Genomic DNA, 22,475 nt, shown 5'->3' with positions numbered 1-22,475 from the left:
GGGGCTTTGATGCCCCCTTTTCTGTTTCTTTCCCTAGTTCAGCTTTATAGATCCTGAAGATGTTCGTGCTGTTAATTTGGAAGAATTCTCTTTGCTTGCTCCTATAGCTGCGTTTAAACGCTGACCGCCGTTCTTCGAAATAATGTTGGTTGATGATACGATAGAGGATTTAATTTTACCTGTTTGCGCCGCCACATCTACTAAACCTTCAAAGCCGCTTATTGTGATGCTGCCCGAATCTGCAGTTAGATTAATCGTCTCCGCATTACTATCTTCCCAAACGATATTTCCAGAGGTTGTGACGAGGCTGATTGTTTTGAAGTTTTTGTCCGGAATTTCTACATATAAGGTGGCAGTTCTCAGATTGATGAAGCCTGAGGAGGGGGCGACGTCAAGGGAAAGGATCCCCTTATGAAGTGTTGCGGTTAGCTCCTTGTTTGCTTTTAATCTGAGCTTAACCTCTGAACCGCTTGACCGCCGAACTTCTATATTCTGTCCATCTGTTTGAAGCTGAATTTGCTCAACTTGCTCACTTGGAAACGCTGCGGCTTGTTCCGTTGTTTTATCTCCACATCCAGCCAAAATAAGAATAAGCAAACCTACTCCTACTATTTTAATCCATATTTGAATGATATTTTTCATGATAAGCTCCTTTTCATAGATAGATTGCCCGTTTTCAACAGATGGACAAAGAATGAGATAATGATGAAGATGCATGTTAGGATCAAATAAAGTGTCGTATAATCCGTAGACTCTGCTAAGAAATTAAGTTGAGGAATACCATTTATTGGACCCAAATACCACCAAAGCATATAAATGACTTCGAATAGCTTTCTCGACTTGCTCAAGGTTCCTAATACCAATGCCAATGTTGGAATAAAAATGGCGGAGATTCCCCATGAAGCGAAGGAAGACCATTGCCCCTCCAAAGCGAAATGAATGATGGCGCCGGATGACAGGAGCAGAGTAATGATGATCCCGGCTAACCAAAGGGCTATCGCCTTATTTAGTGATGAACAGCTGGATAACAGCAATTCTCGAGTAAAATAATAATGCTCCCGCGTTCCCATTTGAGACCAAATGGCTATCGGCCAAATCATTACAATAGGCAGACACTTATGGATGCTATCGAGAGGAATAAAAAGACTTCCTGCAAGTAAAGCGCCAGAGATCAGATACCACCATATAGACAAACCTTTCAGCATAATCCAAAGTTCGGATTTGATCCGTTTTATGAGTTGTAATCCCTTTCCTTTCTCAACAGGAGATAGTAGAAATGAGCCTTTATGATCCGATAAGGGCAGGAGCAATTGAGCTCCGTTTCCATTATTAGCTAGTGGAATTACCGTTTTATTGCGATCATTTCGTTTAAATCGGTCGAAAAGCAGTGAGGAGAATAGAACAATCAATATCCCTGCTAGAGCCCAAACCAAACGGATTATTAGAATACTATCGTTCCACTCCGTACCCAGCCATTCGAATGTGGCAATCTTACCTTCTACGGAATAGTAGCCGAAACTTCCGCTATCTTGAATGTCTGCAAGGGAAGGAAATGCGATCGCTGCATCTTGAGCCATTTTCGACAGAATAGCGTCAAGTCCAAAGAGATCCCACCAGCTATTGGGAACGGCAATAGTGAGCACACTTAAGCAAACCCATATGGAGAAAAACAGAAGATTGCCTAAGACACCCTTAAGCCCCGGAAATACATCAAATAGTATGGTTAAGGAAGCTAGTAGGAAAAGAGAGGGAAGCGATACAGCAAAGAAAGGGACTGCGAAATGTTCAATGCGAAGCTGATAATCTTCACCCCGAAGCAGCTGCATGACCATAAACGCTGCCAATAAAAGCAATGCAATGACGATAAAAACAACGAAATTGGCTAGTGCTTTGCTTGAAATATACCGAAGCTTGCTAATTGGATTGGAAGCAATAATCTGTCCGATCTTTAATCGTTGATCTTCAGAGATTTGACTCCTTAGCAGATAGAAGCCGAATAGCCACAGCAATAAAGTGGATAGCATGGCTGCCATACCGCCTAACCATGCTGAGTTATAAACACCTCTTACACCGCCAATATAAAATATTTCATAGCCAGCAGACGCAGCAGGAACGCAAGCATAGCCTAGAAACAGACTCAATCCGATAACAAGCAAAAAAGAATAGCTCCGCATTTGTTTAATAAGATTATTTTTTATGAAGTAAAAATAGTTTGAAAGGATGCTGCTCATGAGCTGACTCCTAGCGATGCGACCGAATACAAATAAGCATCTTCTAACGTTGCTGGAAGCAAAGCCGCTTGTGGGAAAGGACGGAGGTTAGATAAAATCCGTGCATGAATCCCCTCGCTCCGCTGAATGGTGTTGCTAATGGTGTATTTCTTCTGCAACTCTTCTAAGTCTGAGACGGGAATTACACTGTTCCAAACTTTATTCATTACACTTTGGAGCAAACTCTCTGGCGATGAATACGTAACTAGACGGCTTTTTGCCATAATGGCGATATGTGGTGCTATGGATTCAATATCCGTAACGATATGGGTAGATAAGATAACAATTTTATTCGATGACAAGCTGGATAATAGATTTCGAAAATGGATTCTTTCCTCGGGATCAAGCCCAACCGTTGGTTCGTCCACGATCAATAAGGAAGGATCATTTAATAAGGCTTGGGCGATACCGACTCGCTGCTTCATTCCACCTGAAAAGCCCCCAAGCATTCGCTTCCGATCATTCGACAGGTTCAAAATTTCGAGCAGCTCCTCAATCCGTACTCTAGCGGATTTGACGGATAAGCCTTTCATCGCCGCCATATATTCGAGAAACTCAATCGGGGTTAAATTCGGATATACACCAAAATCCTGCGGTAAATAGCCAAGTTCCTTTCGTAATGAATGGGGGTGCTTAGCGATGTCCACTCCATTCCAAGTAATAGTACCTGCTGTAGGCTTTTCGATCGTTGCCAGCATCCGCAGCAAGGTAGATTTCCCAGCACCGTTAGGACCTAACAAGCCTGTGATTCCTGGTTTAAGCGTCAATGATAGGTTATTTAGCGCTTGTTTTGACCCATATCGCTTTGAAACCTGTTCGATACGTAATTCCATTTTCATTCCTCCGTTATTAATGTTGGGATGTAGGATTGGTTCGTGTAAAACTAGCTTAATTGACGAAAGTAAAAACAAAGTAAAACCAATGTAAAAACGAAGTAAGCCGTAAAATAGTCATGTTTTTTATGATAAAATATGGATATGGATTAAGGGTTGGGGGAAGCGGAATTGCATAATTCGGAGAAAATTTTATTGGTTGATGATGAGCAAGGCATTCTAACCTTATTGGAAATCACCTTAAGGAAAGAACGCTATAATGACATCACTCTTTGTACAACTGGAGAACAAACACTAGCGTTAATAAAAAGCCATTCCTATGATTTAATTTTGCTGGATGTTATGCTCGGTGACGTTAATGGCTTTGATCTATGTCGAGAAATACGCAAGCATACGAATACGCCAATCATCTTTATTACTTCATGCGGCAGCGATTTTGATAAACTGACGGGCTTAGGAATTGGCGGCGATGACTATATTACAAAGCCGTTTAATCCTCTTGAAGTCGTTGCCCGAATAAAAGCCCTGTTCAGGAGAAAACAGCTTTACCAATCGTCGTCGGCGGAATCAACAGAGGATAAAGAATACGATTATGGCCGTTTTATTTTGAAGCCAGCCGATGCGAGTCTTGTTGTTAACGGTCAATCCGTTGACTGTACAGCTAAAGAATTAGAGCTGTTGGCTTTCTTTTGTAGAAATCCGAACCGCATTTATACTACCTCTCAAATCTATGAATATGTGTGGAGAAATAGAGGGCTCGGGGAAGAAAAGACGGTAACGATGCATATTTCAAAAATAAGAAAAAAATTGGATGATAATCCCAAAGCCTCTGAAATGATCGTCAACCTGAGAGGGATCGGCTATAAGTTTGTCCCACCGGTCAAAGGTAACTAGGATGAGAACAAAACTGCGGTTTAGTATTCATTTTATAATCGGATTGCTCTTGTGGATGGTCGGAATGGGCTTAATGATCATGCTCTTCACGGAGCTGGTGCTCCCATTCGCGGGGATTACGGAGGAGAGTAAGTATTATGATCTTTATGTGTTGATCGTATTTTTTCTGAGTATCATTGGGTGCAGCCTAATATTCAGTTGGTATTTCGGTGGACCGATATGGTTTATGATGACTTGGATTGCTAATCTATCGAATGGAAGCTTTGATCCACCCCCTACGGGGAATTTGGTTTACAAGCGAAATGATAGGTTAAAGCAGCGGTATCGACTTTATGACGAGCTTATCTCAAATATACATTCCTTATCCATCAATCTGCAGGAAGCTAAGCGGGAACGAGACAAGCTTGAAGAAACTAAGAAGGATTGGTTGGCAGGCATATCCCATGACTTAAAGACACCTTTAACATATGTGACAGGCTATTCGGCCTTATTGTTAAATGAAGACTACGTATGGAATGAGGAGGAGAAAAGAAGCTTCCTAAAGGAAGTCCAAAGTAAAGGGCAGCATATGGAGGAGCTTATTGAAGACATTAATCTCTCTTTTCAAATGAATAATGATCAAGCATCACTACGGGTTCAGCGTAAACCTTCTAATCTTATTGGATTCACACAGAGCTTGATTGCTGATGTTGCTAATGATCCTAGAGCATCGACCTATGATCTAAGCTTTCATTCGGAAGAAAAGTATATGGAAATACCGATTGATGAGAAATTACTGTATCGCGCGGTTCAGAACCTGCTAATGAATGCAATTATCCATAACCCTGCGGGAACAAGCATTCATACTCAGATTAAAGAGAAGAATCAGGGTTTTGTGGAAATGATAATTTCAGATAACGGCGTAGGTATGGATCAGGATTTATTGAACAATCTGTTTAAGAAGTATTATCGAGGAACGTCGACGACCTCTTCGAAACTAGGGACAGGCCTAGGGATGGCAATTGCCCAAAGTCTTATTTTAGCTCATGGCGGTAAACTCACCGTTGAAAGTGAATTATCGAAAGGGACTACCTTATCGATTAAATTGCCTCTTGAGGATCTTACTGTATAAATTGTCAGCATTCTTATCAGAGATAGGAAGGTTTGAGGTTGTCGCGTTTGTACAATAGTTAGCAATGAAAATAGGGTAAAATAAGGGTTGAATTTGAAGAAAGTGGTGAATAAATGACTATTCATATAGCGCTGTTGCGCGGAATTAATGTGGGCGGGAACAATAAGATCAAGATGGCGGATTTAAGAGAAGGACTGGGAGAGCTGGGTTTGGCTAAGGTTCAGACTTATATTCAAAGCGGTAATATTTTGTTCGAATCGAATGAAGATGAGGCAACATTGCGTCAAAAGATTGAACAGCTGATTCAGGATAGGTTCGGTCTATCGATCAAAGTCATCATAAGAACGTCCGAGGAATTGAAAGGGATTGCAGCGAGCTGTCCCTTCTCCGAACAGCAAATTGCTGAAGCAGAAGCCACATCGGAGGCTGTCAGCCTGTACGTTTCTATGTTGCTGGAGGAACCAGGGAATGATCGTGTCGAAAAGCTGAAAGCATTGGATCTCAAAGATGATCGATATCAAATAGCAGGAAGAGACATCTACCTCTTATATGGGCAAAGCATTCGCAATTCTAAGCTTTCAACCCAAGTGGAAAAGCTGGGTGTGCCATCTACCGTGCGTAACTGGAATACGCTTAATAAGCTTGTTGCATTAGCTGAAGAAATGGAAGTTTTTAAGCTTTAAACCTAAACGGCAGAGATTTGCGGACTTGAGAGCAGTTAATTGTGCTAAAACACACCCTAATTTCAATAATACGGACATGAGAGACGTTATTTGTACTAAAACACCACCTAAACCTCATAATTACTGCAAATAGCGGAACCTATGTCCAAAACTATGAGGATAAGAGGTAAGTTGTACAAATAGCGGAACTAATGTCCGTAACGAATAAATCATAGACTAAAGACTAACACCCAACAGCCAACAGCCAACAGCCAACAGCCAACAGCCAACAGCCAACAGACAACAGACAACAGACAACAGACAACAGACAACAGACAACAGACAACAGACAACAGACAACAGACAACAGACAACAGACAACAGACAACAGACAACACACAACACACAACACACAACACACAACACACAACACACCAGAGACCAATCCAATCCTCACTGCAAGTTTGACTGACTGTATAAACTCTGGCGCTAACGGACATTAGTTCCGCTAATTCAGAATCCAAGGGGGTTTAGAGCATATTGCGGACATGAGAGACGTTATTTGTACTAAAACACCACCTAAACCTCATAATTACTGCAAATAGCGGAACCTATGTCCGAAACTATGAGGAAAAGAGGTAAGTTGTACAAATAGCGGAACTAATGTCCGTAACGAATAAATCATAGACTAAAGACCATACACAATACTCAACAGACAATACCCAACACACCAGAGACCAATCCAATCCTCACTGCAAGTTTGACTCACTGTATAAACTCTGGTGCTAACGGACATTAGTTTCGCTAATTCAGAATCCAAGGGGGTTTAGAGCATATTGCGGACATGAGAGCCGTTAATTGTACTAAAACACCCATTAAACCTCGTAATTACTGTAAATAGCGGAACCTATGTCCAAAACTATGAGGATAAGAGGTAAGTTGTACAAATAGCGGAACTAGTGTCCGTAACGAATAAAACATAGACTAAAGACCATACACAATACACAACACACCAGAGACCAATCCAATCCTCACTGAAAGTTTGACTCACTGTATAAACTCTGGTGCTAACGGACATTAGTTCCGCTAATTTAGAATCCAAAGGGGTTTTGGAGCGTATTGCGGATATGAGAGCCGTTAATTGTACTAAAACACCCATTAAACCTCGTAATTACTGTAAATAGCGGAATCTATGTCCGAAACTATGAGGATAAGAGCTAATTTGTACAAATAGAGGAACCTATGTCCACAATACGAAATTATAGATAAAAGACCAAAGACTAAAGACTAAAGACTAAAGACTAAAGACTAAAGACTAAAGACCAAAGACCAATTACCAAAGATCAATAGCCAAAAATCCAAAAATCCAAAAATACCAAGAGCCCAAGAGCCCAAGAGCCCAAGAGCCCAAGAGCCCAAGAGCCAAAAAGCCAAAAAGCCAAAAAGCCAAAAAGCCCAAAAACCAAAAGACCAAAAACCAACCCACGTCCACAGGACGTGGATTTCTGTTTTTATGGCGACACGCTCGAGGAGGCGAATGACGGTTTCAGCCAAAAGTGTAGATTGCTACTTTAGCGAGATTTAGCGAGCCACTCGTGCGGATGTGTTTGTTTTACAAATAGACATTCCTACATTTACAACGTAACAGTGTTATGTTACGATAGCGATAAGAGGTGATCACATTGGATAAGGATTTAATTTCTAAGAAGGATCTGCTGGATTTAACAGGCATATCGTATGGACAATTGTATCGCTGGAAGCGAAAAAAGCTTATTCCGGATGAATGGTTTATTCGTAAATCAACGTTTACAGGTCAAGAAACCTTCTTCCCAAAACAAACTATATTAGCTCGTATCCATAACATTATTAATATGAAGGATGATCTGTCATTAGATGAGCTTGCAGGAAAGTTATCCGACACTTCATCAATTAACCTTATGTCATTAACAGTTAAAGAAATTGAAGAACGAAACATTGTTTCGTTACAAACCTTGGAGAAGTTCGGGAAGGCATCACAAAAAGAAGAAGAGATGTATACTCTCGAACAGCTCGTTCATTTATATACAGTTGACTATCTGCTTAGCAGAGGAGAAATGAGTCTGGAAGAGGCAGGACTGCTCTTTGGAACCTTGGAGGAGAAGACCAAGAAGTTTGAGGGAAAGAGCTGGGATCTCTTTTTTGTCAGGAAAATGGGAGTCACTTCCTTTATATTAGCGTTATCGCCAGCTGAATTAATTTTTGACGAAGGTGTAAGGCTTGTAGCGAAACTAAGTCTTGGTGATTTAATCGAGCATTTAAAAGGAAAACTTGCATAATGGAGGTTGGGTAATGGAGACAAATCTGTTGTCAGACTTGATTGTAAATGGTGTTGGCGGTGCCGGCGGAGGTCATTACAATAACGTTAAAATAGACGGGGTTGGCAGAGTCAGCGGCTCGATAACAGCTCGTCATTTTAATGGAAACGGACATATGCGATTGAATGCTGATCTTACAGCCACTGAAATGGATTGTAATGGCGTGATGAATGTGAAAGGTAATCTGAACTTTGGAAGCATGAAGGCTGACGGTATGCTTACGATTGGTGGCGGGCTTAGTGGAGAAAGCTGTGTGCTCAATGGCATGATGAGTATAAAGGGCGATTGTGAGCTTGAGCGTTTTACAGGGATTGGCGGCTTCAATGTTGGTGGTTTGCTTAGTGCGGGTGAATTTGAATTTTGTCTACAGGGCCAAGGAAAAGCTAGTGAGATTGGTGTAGAAAGCATCGTTATTCGTCAAGAAAACAAAGGCGGTTGGAGTAAATTATGGAGTGGAATTATTCCAAAATTAAAGCCTGAACTTCATGTTGGGACGATTGAGGGCGACTTTATTGATCTGGAGTTTACGACTGCGGATATTGTTAGGGGCAATGTTATCATTATTGGTCAAGGCTGTTCGATTGGTCGGGTGGAATATCGCTCGAAGCTGACTGTTTATCCCGGTGCAAGGGTGATGAAGGAGGAGAAGATAAGTGACTGAAGTGATTCGGAATCCTTTGAAAATATTAGGTGAAACAACATCAGCGGGCGGTTTTTATAAAAATGTGAATATAACTGGGGAGTGTCAATTTAACAGCGATGTGGATTGCCTGAGACTGAGCTTGACCGGAGAATTGAATATAGCTGGCAGCCTCCGAGTACAAGATATAAAGATAACGGGTGAATGTTTCGTTAACGGCAGTTTTGACGGGAACTCTCTGCGGGGACGGGGGGAGGTGAAGACTGCTGCCGAGCTTAGAGCAGATCGAATTAAATTCACTGGGAATCTGGATGTAAAGGGTGATTGTGAAGCCGAGGAGTTGCAGCTTTCTGGCGCAGCTAATGTAGATGGATTGCTCAGTGCAGACCGCCTCGAAATTAGCCTATTCGGTCCTTGCTTCGTCAAGGAGGTTGGTGGCGGTTTAATTCGGATCAAGAGAAGTAAAGCCGGAGCTTTTCTGAATCTGATGAAATTTAGGGACGCAAATAAAACCATCTTCCATACTGGACTGATTGAAGGCGACAGCATAGAGCTTCAGCATACAAGGGCTGATATGGTTAGAGGTGGAAGTGTAATTATCGGAACGGATTGTGAAATTGGGACCGTGGAGTACCGAGATACACTAAAGGTCCATAAAAATGCTAAAGTGAAGCATCAAATAAAGCTCTAATTGACAAAATGATTGAAGCAACCTATAATAAGCAATAATTTACAATATAAATGTTATGATTAGAAATAGTAGAAGTGAAGTGACCCTTCAGAGAGCCGTTGGTTGGTGAGAAACGGTAGCGTCAATCGCTTTGAACTCGTCTATGAACAGCTGCCCGAAAATGTAGGGTTAGACGGAATTCCACCGTTACAGGGATAGATGGTAATTGCCATCGAATGAGATCATTTCGCAAGAAATGAATTAGAGTGGTACCGCGGGCTATACCCCGTCTCTATACATAGAGACGGGGTTTTTTGCGTTCAAAAAGAGGTATAGGTTATGGAAATATACTTTATTTGGACAGGATGCTTAACGGCTTTTGATGCCAAGGATGGCGATAGCCTTTGAGCTTGTTGATTAAATTCCGGGTTTAATCAACCCCGCTTGACATATATTTATTCAACATTACTTAGGAGGAATTCCCAATGAACCGTAAAATAATCGTTCTAGACACTACACTGCGCGATGGTGAGCAAGTACCCGGCGCTAAATTGAATGTACAACAAAAAATTGAGTTTGCTCAGCAGTTAAAACGGCTCAATGTAGATATAATTGAAGCGGGTTTTCCTGCTTCTTCCGCTGGTGATTTTCAGGCCGTTAAGGAGATTGCTCGAAGTGTAGGCGATACGATATCGATTACTGCGCTTGCGCGGGCAGTCCAAAGTGATATAGATGCGGTATACGAAAGTATCAAGCTCGCGCAGAATCCTCTTATTCATATTGTGCTTGGAACATCTAACATTCATGTTGAGAAAAAATTTAATCGCTCCAAGGAAGCTGTGATGCAAATGGGGGTAGACGCGGTTAAATATGCGAGAACCTTATTGCCCCATGTCCAATACTCCACTGAGGATGCATCGAGATCGGACTTTGAATACTTATGGAAAACGATCGAGGCTGTTGTTAAAGCAGGGGCAAACATGATTAATGTACCGGATACAGTTGGTTATGCTGTACCTGAAGAATTTGGAGAACTGATTCGAAAAATTAATGATCGTCTTAAAAATGTAAATGATAAAGTGATTCTCAGCGTGCATTGCCATAATGATCTTGGACTGGCAACGGCCAATACGCTGAGTGCCATCAAAAATGGAGCCGAAAAGGTTGAGTGTACGATCAACGGTTTAGGTGAACGTGCGGGTAACACATCGCTAGAGGAAGTTGTTATGGGTGTCAGAGTAAGGGAGAATTATTATAAATGCGATACTAATATTAATACGAAAGAGCTGCTCAAAACCTCAAGGCTTCTGACTCATTTGACTGGACTCGATGTACAGGTTAATAAGGCGATTACCGGTGAGAATGCTTTTGCACATTCTTCGGGTATCCATCAGGATGGACTATTGAAGGACAAACGGGTTTATGAAATCATGTCTCCTGAAGAGGTTGGGGCAGAAAGTATGGAATTGATACTGACTGCACGTTCCGGACGACATGCTTTCAAGAATGCAGTTGAAAAGATGGGTTTTGAAACGAGCGATGCTGAAGACTTTGAATTGTTATTCCAGAAATTTATTACTTTAGCTGATGCCAAAAAAGAAGTCTATGACCATGATGTGTTTTATTTAGTGACTAATCACCGTACCCTCGATGTGGGTGACAGCCAACTGTTTGAATTGGAGTCGTTCCAGGTTGTAACCAATGATCTGTACCCTACTGCAACAGTTAAACTAAAGAAGGGCAACGAGACGTATAAGGATAGCGCGGTAGGTGATGGACCGATTGATGCCCTTTATAGTGTCATTAAAACATTGGTAGGGCTGGACGTTCAGTTGAAAGATTACAAAATAAACAGCTTGTCTAGAGGGAAAGAAGCTATTGGTCGGGTCAACATCCGAATCGAATATCAAGGCAAGATATACTCTGGCCGCGCTATGGATACGGATATTATCAAAGCAAGTGCAATGGCTTTCTTGAATGGTATTAACGCTGCTTTGCTAGATAGCGCTAATGAGAATATCTAAATTATTGTAAATATTTATGGATCAGATTTGTTTGAGTTGCATCCACCTGCATCTATCTACCATACAATCCAGCCACGTCCAAAGGACGTGGCTCTTTGTTTTAGGATGTGTTTATAAAATGTACCTTTTTTTGTGGGTTTGTTCTCCATTAAATAGTCATGAATGGAAGGGATCAGCGCATATTGTTTGATAAGACGCAATCGAATGGATAAAAAGTCAGCTAAGAGAGTGTCTTGGAAGGACATGACAAATAAACCTCTTGACATACGATAATGATAACCATTATCATGGTAGTCGTAGATACAAATGAAAATGATTATCATTCCAATCTATAAGGCATTTATCACATCTATACATACTCGGAGGGATAGGTTTTGAAAAAGTTTATAGTAGTTTTGGTTATTGCGGCATTTTGTGTTATGACGGCATGTTCGTCCACAAACAAAGAGGACAATCAAGCTGATAAAAATGCGGCAACGAATACCACAAGCAATGAGACAAGTAATACGAATAATAGTGAGAATGATGCAAAAGTATATAGCTTGGAAAACGATGGTGTTGATGAAACAAAGTTTAATGAAGCATTAACTCAATTTCCAAAAGAAGTACCAGAACGAATTGTAACAACATCTGTACCATTAACAGAAATGCTGTTCTTGCTGGGAGTTACACCAGTTGGAGTTCCTACTTCTACTAATCCTATTCCTGCAGCATTCGATGCGGTAGAGCGAATTGGCTCACCAATGTCGCCGGATATTGAAGTTGTAACTAAGCTTGAACCGGATTTGCTTCTTGGCGCAGAGTCGCTTCGCAGCACGTTAGACAAAACACTTGAAGGTATTAAGATGGAAAAAGCATATTTAAGCACAGAATCCTTCGATGATTTGAAGCTTAGCATTAAAGTACTGGGTACTTATTTTAATAAAGTAGATGAAATGAATGCTGTATTGTCCAAAATTTTGGATAAAGAAAATGAGTTGATTAAGCAAGCTGAAGGCAAAGAAATGCCAAGCGTTATGCTGGTTATTGGAACTTCGGATTCATTCATGGTTATGAGTGAACGTTCTTATCTTGGCAGTCTTGTGAAGAAGCTTAACGCAGATAATATCGCGACATCCGTATTGAAAGTAACAGATACGTATTCTCCAATCAATATGGAGAACATCGTTGCAGCTGATCCTGACATCATTCTCGTACTTGCTTCAGGAGACCATGGTGCTTCCGTTGATAAGTTCCAGAAGGAAGTAGAAAAGAACAGCACATGGACAAAACTTTCAGCTTATAAAAATGATAAAATTCATATTTTGGATTATAGTGTTTTCGGTGTAACATCGATCATCAACGCGGAGAAAGCCTTAACAGAAATTGCAAATTATTTCTATGAGTGATAGAGGAGACAGCAAGTGATAAATACATCTCGAAGCAGGATCATCGTTATCTTCACGTTCATACTGGCCATCGTTGCTGCAATATTAGCAATTGGAGTTGGCGGTGTGTCCATCCCGATAAAAGATATATTAAGTACGATTTTTAGCTCATCCTCTAAAGCGGTGAACGCGACAATCATATGGGATATCCGATTGCCGCGTGTCATGCTGGCAATGATTATTGGGGCGAATATAGCAATTTCGGGTGCACTCTTGCAAGCAGTCATGGGTAACCCGCTAGCTGATCCTGGTCTTACGGGAGTAACAAGCGGCGCGGCTGCTTGTGTACTTGTCATTATGCTTGCTGCACCGCAATATACGGAATTCATTCCGATTGCCGCTTTTGTAGGTGGACTAATTGCATCATCTATTGTTTATGCACTAGCTTGGAGAAGGAATGGGATTTCACCTATTACCATCATTCTATCCGGTGTTGCAGTGAATGCTTTGTGCGGGGGAGTTATTGGATTTCTGACCATTTTGTACAGTGATCGTCTCCCTGCCGCAGTTCAATGGCTTAATGGTAGTTTGGCAGCTAAAGGTAATAGTGCTTTGATGATGGTATTGCCTTACGCAATTGTAGGTTGGATATTATCGATCTTCGCTATACGCAAGGCTAATATTATTCGGCTGGGTGACCAAGTCGCATCTAATCTAGGTGAGAATGTTAACCGAATCCGAATTTTACTGTCCTTATTAGCTGTTTTCTTGACTGCAATCTCTGTAGCTGCAATTGGGATGATCGGATTTGTTGGGCTTGTTGTACCGCATATGGCTAAAATGCTTGTTGGATCAGATTATAAATATCTGTTGCCGATGAGTATGGCACTTGGAGCGCTTGTCCTGTTAATTGCAGATACGGGTGGTCGGACCTTGTTCTCACCGCTTGATATCCCATCGGGTATTCTCATGGCTGTAATAGGAGCACCTTACTTTCTGTACCTGATGAGAAGGAGGGCATTTTAACATGTTTACTGTTGATTCCATTTCGATTCGGTATGAGCAAAAGAGCGTCATTAACAACTTCTCCTTCTCTGTAAAAGAAGGGGAAGTTGTGTCCATAATTGGACCGAATGGCTCTGGAAAATCGACATTACTCAAAGCCGTTTCCCGGCTCATTCCTTATCATACAGGTACAGTAGAACTCGAAGGCGTGAACTTAAAAGCCATGAGTGCCAAACAAGTTGCGCGCAAGATGTGCATGTTAAGTCAGAAGAATCAAGCCCCTACTGATATGACTGTAATCGATCTTGTCTCTTACGGCAGATATCCACATAAAAAATGGTTTGAGAAATTGAACAATGAGGATATGGATATTGTTCATTGGGCACTTGAGAAGACACATTTGACAGAATACAAGGATCGACGGGTCGTTTCCTTATCCGGCGGTGAATCACAGCGTGCATGGATCGCCATGGCGCTTGCGCAGCGTCCAAAGGTGATGTTGCTTGACGAGCCGACAACTTATTTGGATATTTCTCACCAACATGAAGTTCTCGAGCTTGTTCGAGAGCTAAATCAAGATATGGGTATGACGATCATCATGGTGCTTCATGATCTCAATCAAGCTTCTACCTATAGCGACAGTATTGTTGTTGTGAAGTCTGGCGAGAAGGCGATGTATGGCTCACCGAACCAAGTCATGACAACGGACATGATCCGACAGGTTTATCGGATGGACTCAGAAATTCAATATGTTCCAGCAGAAAAGAAGCCTCGTATTCATCTGTTAAGTACGGTAAAATAGTCGCGGACAATTATAAATCATTTTATGGAGGGGTTTATTTTGAAAAGACCAGTTGATATAGAGAAAAACAAAGAAAATTACTTGCAGTTTATTGCAAATCGTAAAAATCTAGTTTTGAGCTTAATTGATGATGAAGGAAAGCCATTTATCAGTTATGCTCCGTTTGTGAAGAAAGAAGGCAAGCTTTATATCTATATCAGTAAAATTGCTGATCATTATAGATATGCGGAAAATAATGATTTTGTCGATGTGCTGCTTTTAGCGGATGAGTCTGCAACGAATAATAAATTTGCAACGGAACGTGTACGTTGGAGCTGTACGGCAACAAACATTGGCAACGACGGACATGAGGATATCTTTGCATTGTTTAATAATGATCACGGTGATAAAATGATGGATTTGCTGCGCGGTTTGGATTTCTCACTTTTTGAGTTGAACCCGCTGCAAGGTCGCTATGTTGTTGGTTTCGGAATGGCATTCGATATAGATGTGGATGCTAATCTATTTAATCATGTGGTTATCGACAAGAAAAAGGAAACGAAAGAAACCGTATAAAAGGAGCTGATTTCGAATGACTTTTTCGACTGTATTGCCTCTATGGAAGGCGACGCAAGAGCGATTCCACAAAATGGTTAAAGGATTGCCGGAACAAGACTTAAACTTGCAAATTGGTTCAGCGTCAATCGAATCTTTGATTCGTCACAATGCGGAGGTTGAATTTATGTTTGCGGAGTGGTTCTTCGGCAGAAGCATACCGGAGGAGCATAAGCAAACAAAGGGCCCAGGTGAAGACGTTAGCAATGAGTCCTCTAACCTTGTAGAAGAGTTAGTTGAGCTGCTTAGAGCTTCAAATGAAAATTTAATTGAAGCGATGAGAGAGCTTCCGGAGGAAGCTTGGACTCAGAGTGTAGAATCACGCATTGGTGCATCAACACCAATTGAAGCGGTAGGCAGACTGATGTATCATACAGGGATTCATGCCGGACAAATTTCGCTTATTCAGAAAAATGCACGTACTCAAGAAGTATCTCAAGCTTCGGTTTAACATATTGAATTACGTGCATGGACATTTGTTATATAAATAAAGAATTAACGTAAAACGCTTGATTTTTCAGGCGTTTTTTTTATTCTTTTTGAACACATTTGCAGACATAGTGATTGGGGACGGACAATCCTTAAATGGAGTTAGTTTAATGAAACGAGTATCAAGGCGGATGTCATGATTTTGTAGATGTTATGTCCGTTTCTCACCATTTCATGCCTATTAAAGCTGTGCTAAAGTAGAATCACTACGATTGAAAGAGGGATATGGAAATGACTAGAATGATCCGAATCGGAATTATAGGAAGCGGCGGGATTGCAAGAGCGCATGCTTCAGCTTATAAAAAAATGCCTCTTCATGTGGAAATTGTAGCTGTGGCAGACAGCATTGCTGGAAAAGCACAAGCTTTTATCGAACAAGAGGGTCTTGTTAACGCGGTTGCTTATGAAGATCATAAGAAGCTGTTGGAGCTTGACCTAGACGGTGTCAGCATTTGCACACCAAACTTCGCTCATTCAGAAACGTCTATAAATGCATTAAATGCTGGTAAGCATGTGCTCGTTGAGAAACCAATGTCCGTTACGCTTCAGCAATCCATCGACATGGTCGAAGCAGCTGAGCGCAGTGGGAAAATCCTGACCGTTGGCTTTCAGCCAAGATACGACCCCAATATGACGCTCATTCAAAAGATTGTTCAATCTGGTCAACTTGGTAACATTTACTTTGTTGAAACAGGCGGCGGCAGACGTCGCGGCATGCCTGGCGGCACCTTTATATCTAAGGAGCTTGCTGGGGCAGGCGCAATGGCTGATATCGGCTGCTATTCACTCGATATGGCGCTTAATGCGCTAGGTTATCCAAAGCCGCTTACGGTATCCGCTTATACATCTAATCATTTTGGAACGAATCCCCAATACCACCGAGAAGCTGCAAATTTTGAAGTCGAGGATTTTGGCGTAGCGATGATTCGTCTTGAGGGAGATATTGTACTTAATTATAAAATCAGCTGGGCTATGCATATGGACTCGTTGGGAGCAACGATGTTCCTTGGAACTGACGGCGGTCTCAAGGTCACTCCAGCAGGTATCGGACCTTGGAGCGGTGTTTGGGATGGAAGCGTGGGCAGTATGACACTTTTTCACGACGTAGCGGATCAACATATCCATTCTACGATTCCAGTAATCGAGCATGGACTGAATTTATTTGATGAGAAGGTAAGAGACTTTGTTGCTGCCATCTCTGAAAATCGTCCAGCTCCTATTCCAGGAGCGGAAATTTTGTATAACCAAGCCATTATCGACGGTGTTCTCCGTTCGGCTGCAAGCAAGCGCGAGGTTACTATAGAGCTTCCATAAAGCTCACTTAAAAAAAAGGCGGTGCAAGATATTCTTGCCCGCCTTTTTTGTGTTCATATATATAGCGAACCGTCTGTTGAAATATCCTCATACTTTGAACCACATTATAAATAAAAATTTGTCACATGACAGAATTGATGACAACGGTCACTATAAGACAACCTCCCTTTTTATTATAGTAGTTAATGTTAAAGTTTTTTAAAAAAAGGATCATGTTGAAGTCATGGTAAGAAGATAGTTAAATACTTCATGATATTTAAATGATTAACTATGGTTTGATACAAGAGAGTGGAGGAATGAAGGATGAGGAAACAATCATTTTTGTTGGTTATTGCTATATTATTATCTGTTATTTCACCCGGACTAGTACCTAACAGAGCAGAAGCGGCTGGGGGGACCGTTACAAAAAGTTATATTGCCAATGCGGATGTGATGGAACTGAGAGGTCAACCGGAGTATGAAGGCATATATGATCATGATGGGGACGGTCTACTTTATGTTGGTATGAGCAATAATGACGGATTCATAAATGTCCGAAATAGAATGGCTACTTCGTTTAATTTAGGTGTGCCGGAAGGAAATATTGTCTCAGCAGAGTTGGTATTGACTGTTGCTGCTGTTATACGAAACCCTAATCATACTTTGTATATGGAAGTTAGGGGCTCAGATGTGAATGATTTGAATAATGTAAATTTTCCAACTATTGATACGAATGCCTCTTATGCGGATAAATTTACAGCAATGAGCTATAGTGAAATGCCAATGGGGACTTATCTTCAGAATCAATCAATCACTCTTAATGTGAAAAGTGCTGTGGATGCATATACGGGCGGCAATGATCGTAAGATAACCTTTGTTTTGAATGGTAATGAGACAGATGCCGATAGCGGTAGATTTCTAATTTATTCTCTGGAAAACGCAAATGCTGCATTTCGTCCGAAGCTAGTGGTGACTTATGAGACCGGAACTGCAAATACAATTCCGACAGGTTCTTTTACGATAAATGAAGGAGCTGCTACAAATTCGTCAGTTGCTAATCTATCTATAATGGGAACGGATGTTGACGCAGGCGATAGTGTTACTCATATGAGATTTGCAAATAGTTCTGCGAACTTATCGGCAGCATCTTGGTTGCCTTTTAGCAATACAGCAACATTTAGTCTAAGTGGCGGTGACGGGGCTAAGACGATCTATATGCAAGTGAAGGATTCCAGAGATGGAATTTCAAATACATCTTCCCAGACCATACTATTGGATCAGACTGCACCAACTGGTAGACTTATTATTAATAATTATGCGGCATATACAAGTAGTAACATCGTGACACTGAGAGTGAATTATTCAGATGGGAGTGGCTCGGGAGTAGCGCAAGTACGATTCTCGAATATAAGCGGTATTTGGCAAACGGATTGGCTCAATACTATTGATTTTCAAACGTTGTCTTGGACACTTCCAGCAGGAGAAGGTGCTAAAACAGTATATGTACAATATAAAGATAAGGTCGGGAATGAGAGTAATGCAATTAGTAGCATGATCACTGTAGATACAATAGCGCCAGTTATCGAGAATGTAGTAGATGGTCAAGCATATAACAAGGCGATAGTCCCCACATTTAATGAAGGTAGTGGACTATTAAATGGTAACCCCTTTACTAGCGGGACAGAGATCGCTATGGATGGTTTTTACAGGTTGATTGTAAGAGATGCGGCAGAGAATTATACAATAGTCGACTTCGAGATAGACACTGTAGCGCCAGAAGTAACCGGAGTAATCCAGGGTCGAAGCTACAATACTAATGTAACAATTTCCTTTAATGAAGGAACGTCGACGCTGAATGGAGCGGCATTTGTTAGTGGGGCACAGGTAACGGAGGATGGTAATTATACGCTTATCGTAACCGATGCAGCGGGTAATGTAACAACAGTAGGCTTTACAATTGATAAAACAGGGCCAACTGTTACTGGAGTAACGGATGGTGGGAAATACAAAGAAAAAGTGACGATTACCTTCAATGAGGGAACGGCGACCTTGAACGGGGCGGCATTTACGAGTGGAACAGAAGTTAATCAGGATGGTACTTATACGCTTGTGGTAACGGATGATATAGGAAACGTAACAACCGTGAACTTTGTGATTGATAGAGTAGCACCAATCGTAACCGGAGTTGGGGATGGTGGAATCTACAAGGATAAGGTGACAGTTAGCTTCGACGAAGGAACAGCGAAGTTGAACGGAAATGCTTTTACAAGCGGTACGGAAGTTAATCAGGATGGTGTCTATAGGCTCGTCGTAACTGATGCAGCAGGAAACGTAACAACCGTGAACTTTGTAATTGATAAGGTAGCGCCAGTCGTAACGGGAGTTGCGGATAGTGGAATGTACAAGGATAAAGTAACGGTTAGCTTTGATAAAGGAACAGCAAAGTTGAACGGAGATGCTTTTACAAGCGGGACGGAAGTTATTCAGGATGGCTCGTACAAGCTCGTCGTAACGGACGCAGCAGGAAATGTAACAACCGTGAACTTTGTAATTGATAGAGTAGCACCAGTAGTAACCGGAGTTGTAGATGGTGGAATGTACAAGGATAAAGTAACGGTCAGCTTCGATGAAGGAACGGCGAAGTTGAACGGAGATTCATTTACGAGCGGTACGGAAGTTATTCAGGATGGCTCGTACAAGCTCGTCGTAACGGACGCAGCAGGAAATGTAACGACGGTGAACTTTGTAATCGATAAGGTAGCACCAATCGTAACAGGAGTTTCGGATGGTGGAATCTACAAGGATAAAGTCACGATTAGCTTTAATGAAGGAACGGCAACCTTGAATGGAACTGCTTTTACAAGCGGGACTGAAGTTAACCAGGATGGCTCGTACAAGCTCGTCGTAACGGATGCAGCCAGAAATGTAACAACAGTGAACTTTGTAATTGATAAAGTAGCACCAATCGTAACAGGAGTTTCGGATGGTGGAATCTACAAGGATAAAGTCACGATTAGCTTTAATGAAGGAACGGCAACCTTGAATGGAACTACTTTTCCAAGCGGTACAGAGGTCAATGCAGATGGTAGCTATATTCTCATCGTAACGGACGCAGCAGGAAACGTAACAACAGTGAACTTTGTGATTGATAAGGTAGCACCAATCGTAACCGGAGTTGCGGATGGTGGAATGTACAAGGATAAGGTGACAGTTAGCTTTAATGAAGGAACAGCAACATTGAATGGAAATGCTTTTACAAGCGGTACGGAAGTTGATCAGGATGGTGTATATAAGCTCGTCGTAACGGATACAGCCGGAAATGTAACAACAGTGAACTTTATGATTGATAGATTAGCACCAATCGTAACCGGTGTTGCGGATGGTGGAATCTACAAGGATAAAGTGACAGTTAGCTTTAATGAAGGAACGGCAAAGTTGAACGGAGATCCTTTTACGAGCGGTACGGAAGTTAATCAGGATGGTGTCTATAGGCTCGTAGTAACGGATACAGCAGGAAACGTAACAACGGTGAACTTTGTAATTGATAAGGTAGCACCAATCGTAACAGGAGTTTCGGATGGTGGAATCTACAAGGATAAAGTCACGATTAGCTTTAATGAAGGAACGGCAACCTTGAATGGAACTACTTTTCCAAGCGGTACAGAGGTCAATGCAGATGGTAGCTATATTCTCATCGTAACGGATGCAGCCGGAAATGTAACAACAGTGAACTTTGTAATTGATAAAGTAGCACCAATCGTAACCGGAGTTTCGGATGGTGGAATCTACAAGGATAAAGTGACAGTTATCTTTAATGAAGGAACAGCAACCTTGAATGGAACTGCTTTTACAAGCGGTACGGAAGTTGATCAGGATGGTGTATATAAGCTCGTAGTAACGGACTCAGTAGGAAATGTAACAACAGTGAACTTTGTGATTGATAAGGTAGCACCAATCGTAACCGGAGTTTCGGATGGTGGCGTCTACAAGGATAAAGTGACAGTTAGCTTTAATGAAGGAACAGCAACATTGAATGGAACTGCTTTTACAAGTGGTACGGAAGTAGATCGGGATGGCTCGTACAAGCTCGTAGTAACGGACTCAGTAGGAAATGTAACAACAGTGAACTTTGTGATTGATAAGGTAGCACCAATCGTAACAGGAGTTTCGGATGGTGGAATCTACAAGGATAAGGTGACAATTAGCTTTAATGAAGGAACAGCAAAGTTGAACGGAGATGCTTTTACAAGCGGAACGGAAGTTGATCAGGATGGTGTCTATAAGCTCGTCGTAACGGACGCAGCAGGAAATGTAACAACGGTGAACTTTGTGATTGATAAGGTAGCACCAATCGTAACCGGAGTTTCGGATGGTGGAATCTACAAGGATAAAGTAACGGTTAGCTTTGATGAAGGAACAGCGAAGTTGAACGGAGATGCTTTTACAAGCGGAACGGAAGTTATTCAGGATGGCTCGTACAAGCTAGTCGTAACGGATGCAGCCAGAAATGTAACAACAGTGAACTTTGTAATTGATAAAGTAGCACCAATCGTAACCGGAGTTTCGGATGGTGGAATCTACAAGGATAAAGTCACGATTAGCTTTAATGAAGGAACGGCAACCTTGAATGGAACTACTTTTCCAAGCGGTACAGAGGTCAATGCAGATGGTAGCTATATTCTCATCGTAACGGATGCAGCAGGAAATGTAACAACAGTTAACTTTGTAATTGATAGAGTAGCACCAGTAGTAACTGGAGTTGTAGATGGTGGAATGTACAAGGATAAAGTAACGGTTAGCTTTGATGAAGGAACAGCAACATTGAATGGAAATGCTTTTACAAGCGGTACGGAAGTTGATCAGGATGGTGTATATAAGCTCGTCGTAACGGATACAGCCGGAAATGTAACAACAGTGAACTTTATGATTGATAAAGTAGCACCAATCGTAACCGGAGTTGCGGATGGTGGAATGTACAAGGATAAGGTGACAGTTAGCTTTAATGAAGGAACAGCAACCTTGAATGGAACTGCTTTTACAAGCGGTACGGAAGTTGATCAGGATGGTGTATATAAGCTCGTAGTAACGGACTCAGTAGGAAATGTAACAACAGTGAACTTTGTGATTGATAAGGTAGCACCAATCGTAACCGGAGTTTCGGATGGTGGCGTCTACAAGGATAAAGTGACAGTTAGCTTCGACGAAGGAATAGCGAAGTTGAATGGAACTGCTTTTACAAGCGGTACGGAAGTTTTTCAGGATGGCTCGTATAAGCTCGTCGTAACGGACGCAGCAGGAAATGTAACGACGGTGAACTTTGTAATTGATAAAGTAGCACCAATCGTAACCGGAGTTTCGGATGGTGGAATATACAAGGATAAAGTCACGGTCAGCTTCGACGAAGGAGTAGCGAAACTAAATGGAGCTGCTTTTACAAGCGGAACAGAAGTTGTTACAGATGGCATGT

General features: G+C 41.6%; 16 protein-coding genes, 1 pseudogene and 1 other annotated feature. Of the genes and pseudogenes, 14 read left to right on the top strand and 3 right to left on the bottom strand.

The genetic code is table 11. The annotated features are described in order from the left end of the window. Window positions 1–33: 33 nt before the first annotated feature. From AC0YOD_RS24260 to AC0YOD_RS24250, 3 genes are read right to left on the bottom strand one after another with little or no spacing between them, the layout of a single operon-like run. Window positions 34–642 (bottom strand): DUF4097 family beta strand repeat-containing protein, encoded by a 609-nt coding sequence (locus tag AC0YOD_RS24260; protein WP_475801916.1) that lies wholly within the window; start codon window positions 640–642, stop codon window positions 34–36. Further along, on the bottom strand, window positions 639–2,231 hold the full coding sequence (locus AC0YOD_RS24255) for a hypothetical protein (protein ID WP_475801915.1): 1,593 nt from the start codon (window positions 2,229–2,231) through the stop codon (window positions 639–641). Before AC0YOD_RS24255 ends, AC0YOD_RS24260 begins: the two co-directional genes overlap by 4 nt. Continuing rightward, window positions 2,228–3,103: an ABC transporter ATP-binding protein gene (locus tag AC0YOD_RS24250; protein WP_475801914.1), complete on the bottom strand. Its 876-nt coding sequence runs from the start codon at window positions 3,101–3,103 to the stop codon at window positions 2,228–2,230. The genes AC0YOD_RS24255 and AC0YOD_RS24250 overlap by 4 nt, the downstream gene beginning before the upstream one ends. A gap of 171 nt (window positions 3,104–3,274) precedes the next feature. Between AC0YOD_RS24250 and AC0YOD_RS24245 the strand changes: the two genes are divergently transcribed. From AC0YOD_RS24245 to AC0YOD_RS24180, 14 genes and pseudogenes are all read left to right on the top strand, one after another. Beyond that, a complete protein-coding gene (locus tag AC0YOD_RS24245; protein ID WP_475801913.1) occupies window positions 3,275–3,997 on the top strand; it encodes a response regulator transcription factor in 723 nt (240 codons plus the stop codon). A gap of 1 nt (window position 3,998) precedes the next feature. Further along, window positions 3,999–5,108 (top strand): sensor histidine kinase, encoded by a 1,110-nt coding sequence (locus AC0YOD_RS24240; RefSeq protein ID WP_475801912.1) that lies wholly within the window; start codon window positions 3,999–4,001, stop codon window positions 5,106–5,108. Between the two features lie 113 nt (window positions 5,109–5,221). Beyond that, window positions 5,222–5,791 carry a DUF1697 domain-containing protein gene (locus AC0YOD_RS24235; RefSeq protein WP_475801911.1) on the top strand — a complete coding sequence of 190 codons (570 nt, stop codon included), beginning with the start codon at window positions 5,222–5,224 and terminating at the stop codon, window positions 5,789–5,791. Between the two features lie 1,652 nt (window positions 5,792–7,443). After that, the gene (locus AC0YOD_RS24230) at window positions 7,444–8,085 is read left to right on the top strand and encodes a YhbD family protein (RefSeq protein WP_475801910.1); all 642 of its coding nucleotides are present in this window, start codon (window positions 7,444–7,446) and stop codon (window positions 8,083–8,085) included. Between the two features lie 13 nt (window positions 8,086–8,098). Next, the gene (locus AC0YOD_RS24225; RefSeq protein WP_475801909.1) at window positions 8,099–8,785 is read left to right on the top strand and encodes a hypothetical protein; all 687 of its coding nucleotides are present in this window, start codon (window positions 8,099–8,101) and stop codon (window positions 8,783–8,785) included. After that, window positions 8,778–9,455 (top strand): bactofilin family protein, encoded by a 678-nt coding sequence (locus AC0YOD_RS24220; RefSeq protein ID WP_475801908.1) that lies wholly within the window; start codon window positions 8,778–8,780, stop codon window positions 9,453–9,455. Before AC0YOD_RS24225 ends, AC0YOD_RS24220 begins: the two co-directional genes overlap by 8 nt. 46 nt (window positions 9,456–9,501) lie before the next feature. After that, window positions 9,502–9,731 (top strand) — a binding site (T-box leader). A gap of 188 nt (window positions 9,732–9,919) precedes the next feature. Then, window positions 9,920–11,458: a 2-isopropylmalate synthase gene (locus AC0YOD_RS24215; RefSeq protein ID WP_475801907.1), complete on the top strand. Its 1,539-nt coding sequence runs from the start codon at window positions 9,920–9,922 to the stop codon at window positions 11,456–11,458. Window positions 11,459–11,832: 374 nt separating this feature from the next. Further along, window positions 11,833–12,846, top strand: coding sequence for an ABC transporter substrate-binding protein (locus AC0YOD_RS24210; protein WP_475801906.1), 1,014 nt, complete (start codon window positions 11,833–11,835; stop codon window positions 12,844–12,846). Between the two features lie 15 nt (window positions 12,847–12,861). Continuing rightward, on the top strand, window positions 12,862–13,851 hold the full coding sequence (locus AC0YOD_RS24205) for a FecCD family ABC transporter permease (RefSeq protein ID WP_475801905.1): 990 nt from the start codon (window positions 12,862–12,864) through the stop codon (window positions 13,849–13,851). Window position 13,852: 1 nt separating this feature from the next. After that, the gene (locus tag AC0YOD_RS24200; RefSeq protein WP_475801904.1) at window positions 13,853–14,632 is read left to right on the top strand and encodes an ABC transporter ATP-binding protein; all 780 of its coding nucleotides are present in this window, start codon (window positions 13,853–13,855) and stop codon (window positions 14,630–14,632) included. 39 nt (window positions 14,633–14,671) lie between these two features. After that, window positions 14,672–15,187 carry a HugZ family pyridoxamine 5'-phosphate oxidase gene (locus AC0YOD_RS24195; protein ID WP_475801903.1) on the top strand — a complete coding sequence of 172 codons (516 nt, stop codon included), beginning with the start codon at window positions 14,672–14,674 and terminating at the stop codon, window positions 15,185–15,187. Between the two features lie 16 nt (window positions 15,188–15,203). Beyond that, a complete protein-coding gene (locus AC0YOD_RS24190) occupies window positions 15,204–15,677 on the top strand; it encodes a DinB family protein (protein ID WP_475801902.1) in 474 nt (157 codons plus the stop codon). Window positions 15,678–15,946: 269 nt separating this feature from the next. After that, window positions 15,947–17,029, top strand: a complete 1,083-nt coding sequence (locus AC0YOD_RS24185) for a Gfo/Idh/MocA family protein (RefSeq protein ID WP_475801901.1) — start codon at window positions 15,947–15,949, stop codon at window positions 17,027–17,029. A gap of 303 nt (window positions 17,030–17,332) precedes the next feature. Then, window positions 17,333–22,475 (top strand): annotated as a pseudogene (locus tag AC0YOD_RS24180) (hypothetical protein); the annotation flags it as partial.

The sequence above is a fragment of the Paenibacillus sp. J31P13 genome (genome assembly GCF_056269295.1).
This window is presented reverse-complemented; position numbering and strand designations above follow the sequence as displayed.